The organism is Candidatus Magnetobacterium casense, assembly GCF_019173545.1.
Classification (GTDB): domain Bacteria; phylum Nitrospirota; class Thermodesulfovibrionia; order Thermodesulfovibrionales; family Magnetobacteriaceae; genus Magnetobacterium; species Magnetobacterium cryptolimnobacter.
Window position 1 is genome coordinate 1 of record NZ_JABXWD010000321.1, and the last position, 3,886, is coordinate 3,886.

Genomic DNA, 3,886 nt, shown 5'->3' on the forward strand with positions numbered 1-3,886 from the left:
CAGTGAAGATAGAGACTGTAGACTACGATCCTTTTGCAGAAGACGGGCAACAGGTTGTTGAAGGAGGGCAACAAGGCACGACTCAACCTGTAGCCGATAATCAATCAAAGACTGGTTACAATATAGAGCTTGTTGACTACGACCCGTTTGCGACAACAACGCACGGTGAACAACCAGCCCTTGCCCCTAAGCAGGAGGAGCCAGGGCTGATATCCAAGGCGGTATCGGCTGTACGGCAATTACCGGCAGATGTATGGCAGAAGGGCGCCGAACTGGCGGAGGAGTACCTCCCTGAGTCAATAGCGCCTGCCGTTGGCGGCTATGCACGCAATGTAGCCATAGGACTAAAGCAGACGTTAGGAGGGCAGGAGCCTACACCAGAGGAGACACAGAAGGCAACGGAGGGGTTTAAACAGACGTTTGGTGAGTATGCCGATATCCCCGCTGGACTTTTAAGCGGGTACTCGGCCAACTACACCACTCAAATCCCTACGCCTGAAGATGCCGGCACTGGCCATAAGATAGCCTCCGGTGCCGCTCACATGTTTGGCATGGGACTCAACATCGCACAAGGCGGCCCGTTGCTGGGTGTCACAAAGGCTATCCCTTTTGCTCAGGGCCTTGCCAAGGCCGCTACGAAATGGGCGCCGTCTATTGTACAACGTGTCGCTACAACGGCTGCACCGGAAGCCATCACGTTTGGCTTGTACGAGGGCATTAGCAAACCGGACGAGGGCGAAACACGCATGGACAATGCACTACACGGGCTTGGTATGGGAGCCGCCTTTGGCGCAGGCAGGGGGCTGATGGTGGGTTTAGGCGCTAAGATGTCTCCGACCTTCGCAAGCGCACTGGCCAAGACGGAGCCGACACCGGCTATGTTGGGTCTTGCAAATGCAATCAGGTCAGGTGAAAAGTTGACCGCTAAGGGCATGGAGGCCGCTAAAGGGTTTAAACTCACACCAGGCGAAAAAACGGCGATAGGTATTTCTGACTGGGCCACTACGACATCACTGGGAGCGGCAGCCGGAGCAGTAGAACCGGCAGAGGACTGGCAGGAGCGATTAACTAATATCGGCACCGGAGCGGCCACGTTTGCCCTTGCACATGCAGCACACCCCAAATCATTTAGCTTCTTACGGCCACGGGCAACAGATGGCATGGACAAGGTGTGGGATGCAGCAGAGCAGGAAACACCCTTTGAGGAAAAGGTACGCACGTACACAGAGGCCGGTATGCCGGAACAAGAGGCCAACTTCAGGGCTGCTAAAGATGCAGGTTTGGATAATTACTTTGAGACAACGAAAGCAGACCTCAACACCGTAGAGGGGATACACAAGGCATTTGAGAACACGGGAGTGCCGCCGGATGTTATCTCACACTACTATGACTATACGACCGCAAAGACAGAAGCGGACAAAATGAGAGAGGCCGGCCAGACTGAGGACGAAATCAAGGCGCAACAAGGTGACAGGTACATCCCCCCTCCGCCGCCGCCACCTAAGCCGGAGCCGTTAAGCGATGTGCGTCAGGGGTTTGTTGATCAGGTCAAGGCTGGCAAGATTACAACCATGGACGCTGCCAATCACGCTTTTTGGAACACGGAAGACGAAGGGCTGAAGACCATCCTCGGTGGTATACTACAAAATCAAGACTTAGTTAATATTCTAAGGCAGCTCCCCATTATTGACAGGGAGGACATCGGGGGGGCAGCGGTGTATAGCTCCAACGACGCCACGCATGGGCAGCACATTGGCCTGCGGACAAGCGACATCACAAACAAGACTGATCTGTCGGCTATCATCGTTGAGGAGACCATACACGCCCTCGCAAATCGCAAGCTCACGACAGACGCTACATCGCTCAAAACAATCCGTGATCTGATGGACATTGCAAAGGGCACCCTCAAGGATGAGCATGTAGCAACTGTTGACAAGTTGTCTGAACTCCTTGCACAGCCACGGCCGGACATGGAAGCCGTAGCCAAGCTGCTTGAAGGGTTCGACGATAACAGACGGCAGATACTCTATGCCCTGAGTGACCCCCGTGAGTTCCTTGCCCATGCCATGAGCCGTAAGGGGTTTCAGGATTTCATAAGCAACATAAAATATGACAAGGGCGTTGGAGAGGCCAAAGAGGGTACGCTTTGGAACCGGTTCGTCACCTGGATAAATGACACACTGTTCCCTGGTAAGGATTACACCACGCTTCTGCACAAGACGCTGGAGACCGGAGCTAACATACTTGATATGCGTGCGCAAGAGCAGGCAGAGTTGGAGCGGGCATTCAGAGAAGAGCAGACGGAGTTTGCCGATAAGCAACAGACAGGGGCAGCTAAAGGGTCTGGCACGATTTTGTTTGAGAAGGATGCAGGTGGCCGGGTCATCCTCAATAATCAATACGCTGACAAGATAGGTGATATTCTTGTTCGTGCACAGGGCCAGCCGTGGTCTTTGACCGCCGAAGACAAGGCTATGCTCAGGGACTTTCAAGCCAAGACGGCGGATATAACCATTGAAACGCCGGTAGGGGCCACCGCTGAGAGGTTACAACAGATAAAGGACTATGCAGACACGCTTGATTATCGTGCTCAGGTTGGTAACGAAGAGAGCTATGCCCTTAAGTCCGAGGACAGGGAGAGGATAGCACAGTCACTAAAAGACAAGACAGCCTCCTTTCGGTCGCTTGAGCTAACGCCAGAGAACTGGAAGCAAGAGTTTGGAGATAGCCTGACAGTTGACACGCCCATCGGTCGGGTCAAGATGGGGGAGAATCAGTACGCTAAACTATTGGCCAAGAATAGAGGTAAACACTTTGGTCTGATAAAACCGACATTGACAGAACCACTGTACGTGTTGGAGAAAGCCAGCCCTGAACAAGGTGCTGAAAGAAATACTAAATACATATTCGTAAAAACTTTTATCGACGAAAACAAACAAACTAATTTCATGTCTGTTAGCATTCAACGAGAAGGACAAGAGATTGTCAGAATCTCATACCATAGAGGATTAAATGCTATTATCAAAGAAATCGAGGGGAGTAGGACACTATATGTTTCTGGTGCCAACGCCAAGGCAGCCGACTCTGCCCCGCTGGAGCGTCCTACTATTACAGGCGGGTCACTTGATACTTCTATTATACCACCCACCGGTGAACCTGTCAAGGGGCAGCGCCGGTTGTTTGAAAAACCGGAAGGAGAGGGTGAATCCTACGCCCTGAGCGTGCCGAAGGAAAACCGCCTGCCGCTGTCAGAGGATGACCGCAAGTTCTTTGACTCCCCCTTTGTTTGAGAAGGATGCAGGTGGCCGGGTCATCCTCAATAATCAATACGCTGACAAGATAGGTGATATCCTTGTCCGGTCTCAGAGTCAACCGTGGTCATTGACCGCTGAAGACAAGGCTATGCTCAGGGACTTTCAAGCCAAGACGGCGGATATCCAGATATCGACCCCGGTGGGCGCTACCACTGAGAGACTGCAACAGATGAAGGACTATGCAGACACGCTTGATTATCGTGCTCAGGCTGGTAACGAAGACAGCTATAGCCTCAAGTCTGAGAAGACGGAGAGGATAGCACAATCGCTTAAAGACAAGGCAGTCCCTTTTCGGTCGCTTGAGCTAACGCCGGAGAATTGGAGACAAGAGTTCGGAGATAGCCTGACAGTTGACACGCCCATCGGTCGGGTCAAGATGGGGGAGAATCAGTACGCTAAACTATTGGCCAAAAATAGGGGTAAACACTTTGGCCTGATAAAACCTACCTTGACTGAACCTTTGTAGGTAGTCATGCACGAGTAGTGGCGGCATGATTTTTATTTTTAGTGTTGTATTTGCTATAATACATTAGAAATTCATTTAAGGAGGCAGTACTTATGACTTGTATACA

General features: G+C 51.7%; 2 protein-coding genes. Both read left to right on the forward strand.

Translation table 11 applies throughout. The features are described 5' to 3' along the window. Positions 1-3,290 (forward strand): PBECR2 nuclease fold domain-containing protein (locus HWQ67_RS14030; RefSeq protein ID WP_218253316.1); only part of this gene is annotated, 3,290 nt, incomplete at its 5' end. Then, positions 3,271-3,780, forward strand: coding sequence for a hypothetical protein (locus HWQ67_RS14035; RefSeq protein ID WP_218253317.1), 510 nt, complete (start codon positions 3,271-3,273; stop codon positions 3,778-3,780). The genes HWQ67_RS14030 and HWQ67_RS14035, both read left to right, overlap by 20 nt. The last annotated feature ends 106 nt before the right edge of the window (positions 3,781-3,886 follow it).